This window comes from Mesorhizobium sp. M0239 (assembly GCF_040321815.1).
Lineage (GTDB): Bacteria > Pseudomonadota > Alphaproteobacteria > Rhizobiales > Rhizobiaceae > Mesorhizobium.
The window spans coordinates 1-2583 of the sequence record NZ_JAMYSG010000084.1; the positions used below are offsets into that span (position 1 = coordinate 1).

At 58.2% G+C, this 2583-nt stretch carries 1 protein-coding gene and 2 pseudogenes; 2 read left to right on the forward strand and 1 reads right to left on the reverse strand.

Features of this window, described 5'->3' with window-relative positions; translation table 11 throughout:
- The first annotated feature begins 682 nt into the window (after positions 1 to 682).
- Together NKI99_RS33595 and NKI99_RS33600 are read left to right on the forward strand one after the other, a co-directional pair.
- Positions 683 to 2266: an ABC transporter substrate-binding protein gene (locus NKI99_RS33595; RefSeq protein WP_352613723.1), complete on the forward strand. Its 1584-nt coding sequence runs from the start codon at positions 683 to 685 to the stop codon at positions 2264 to 2266.
- 9 nt (positions 2267 to 2275) lie between these two features.
- Positions 2276 to 2443, forward strand: a pseudogene (locus NKI99_RS33600) (ABC transporter permease); the annotation flags it as partial.
- Positions 2444 to 2487: 44 nt separating this feature from the next.
- Here the strand turns inward: NKI99_RS33600 and NKI99_RS33605 are convergent.
- Positions 2488 to 2565 (reverse strand): annotated as a pseudogene (locus NKI99_RS33605) (hypothetical protein); the annotation flags it as partial.
- Between the last annotated feature and the right edge of the window lie 18 nt (positions 2566 to 2583).

Sequence of the window (2583 nt, forward strand, 5' to 3'; positions counted from 1 at the left end):
CGCGAAGAGAAGCGAGTGACCCGCGGGGCGACATGGTCCGGAAAAAAGACAGGAAACGCTTGACCTCACCGACCCCAATCAGAGAGGCCTGTTAGTTTAGACGAAACATTTAGCTGAAAAGAGCGGCATACAAGACGAACCCGCGCTCGGGGTTTAATTCCATCCTCACCGCACATTCTAGGCATCTCTCACGTCTTCGTGCCCAGAGGCGTTCCGCGACAAAATTGTACCGACCGATCGCGAAACCGCGAGAAATGCACAAAACTAGATTCTCCGCCCTGCTGTCATCAATTGGGGTTGGGGCTGACGGGCTAGCCGGATAGAGAAAGACGACGCTGTTGATATGCATCCAGCCAAGCCCAATTGAGCTCTGATCTCGATCGGCATGAGACGGCGCGTTTACGAACAATGATGACTTTTCTCGTTTGACGACCGAGACTCCATAGACCGCGCCATCGCATCCGGCGCCACCCTGGTTAGAGTTGTTCTGCGCTCTGCTGAAACGGCTGACGCTGATGCGTCGCTCAAGAGCATGTTGCGGTATTGTGCGCGAATGACGCGAAAAACGCCGGTTACCTGTGTTGATAAAGGGAAATTCGTTCAAAGCGGCCCATCAATGCTTTACTAATACCCGGAATATAAGGACGGCCTCATGGCCGCCATGGGAGGAGGAAGTATCGAAATGTCGGAGGAACTCGACTATCTCAGCCATAGGGTCGCTGCGAGGCGGCTGAGCCGACGTGAATTTCTCGGCCGTGCAACGGCGCTCGGTGTCTCCGCGACGTTCGCGAATGCGCTGCTCACCAGCGCTGCGCGAGCCCAGGGGCCGGTCCGCGGCGGCTCGCTGAAAGCCGGCCTCGCTGGCGGGGCGGCGACCGACACTCTCGATCCGGCGACCTTCTCAACGTTGTCCGCCACCTTCGGAAATTGCTGGGGCGAGTCGCTCGTGGCTCTGTCCCCTAACGGCGGGCTGGAGAATCGCCTGGCTGCGGAAATCAACTCATCTAAGGACGCCAAGATCTGGACGATGAAGATCCGCAAGGGAGTCGAGTTCCACAACGGCAAGACCGTGACAGCGGAAGATGTGGTGGCGACACTCGCGCGTCATTCCGACGCCAAGTCAAAATCTGGCGCGCTGGGCCTAATGAAGAGCATCGACACAATCAAAGCAAATGACGACGAGGTCGTCGTGACACTGAAGGATGGCAATGCTGACTTCCCATATCTGATGACCGATTACCATCTCATCATTCAGCCGAACGGTGGCAAAGACAATCCGGGAGCCGGCATCAGCGCCGGGCCCTACAAGATGACCGTCAACGAGCCCGGCGTCCGCTACGGAGGCGAGCGCTTCGCCAACTTCTGGCAGTCCGACAAAAGGGGCTTCGCCGACCAGGTCGAGCTCCTCACCATCAACGACAACACCGCGCGCATATCCGCGCTGCAGGCCGGTCAGGTGCACATGATTAACCAGGTCGGGCCCAAGGTCGTCGATCTGATCAAGCGTGTGCCCAACCTGAGAGTCGAGCCCGTGTCGGGTCCCGCCTACTATTGCTTCAACATGTTCTGCGACACGGCGCCCTTCGACAATTACGATCTGAGGATGGCCCTCAAGCTAGCGATGGACCGCGAGGAGATGGTTGACAAGATCCTGCGGGGGTTCGGCACGATCGGCAACGACTTTCCGATCAATGCGACCTATCCGCTGTTCCCCGACGACATCGAGCAGCGCACCTTTGATCCGGACAAGGCCAAGTTTCACTATCAAAAATCCGGCCATAGCGGGCCGATCCTGCTTCGCACCTCAGACGTCGCCTTTCCGGGCGCCGTTGACGCGGCCCAGCTTTACCAGCAGAGCTGCGCAAAGGCCGGCATTGCCCTCGAAATCAAGCGCGAGCCGAGCGACGGCTACTGGAATGAAGTCTGGCAAAAGCAGCCCTTCTGCGCCACTTGGTGGTCCGGGCGCGCGACGCAGGACCAAATGTACTCGACCGCCTATCTGTCGACGGCGGCATGGAACGACACGCACTTCAAAAACGAAAGGTTCGACAGGCTTCTCCTCGAGGCGCGCGCCGAATTCGACAAGGATAAGCGCAAGGGCCTCTATCGCGAGATGGCCATCGTCTTGCGGGACGAGGGCGGCCTGATCGTGCCGATGTTCAACCAGGAAATCGACGCCATTTCGGATAAGCTAGGCGGCTATGTCGCCTTTCGAAACACCCTGATGAACGGTGACGCGTTCTCTAAATGCTGGCTGATTCCTTGATCATAAGTCGTGATCTCGCCCATTGTGGCACTTATCCCCCAGCGCATCGCGCTGGGTATCCTGCTCCTTTTCCTTGTCTCGATCCTAATCTTCGCCGGCACGCAGATCCTACCAGGTGACGTCTCGCAAGCCATTCTCGGACAGTCTGCAACCCCGGAAGCGCTGGTAGCGAATTTGGCTGCGATGCAGCCAGCGACCGCAGCTTCCATCGGCACGTCGTCGAAAAGGATAGACGGAGCGTTGCCGCCCAGTTCGAGCGAAACTTTCTTGATGGTCTTTGCGGACTGCTCGAGCAGGATTCTGCCGACCTCGGTCGA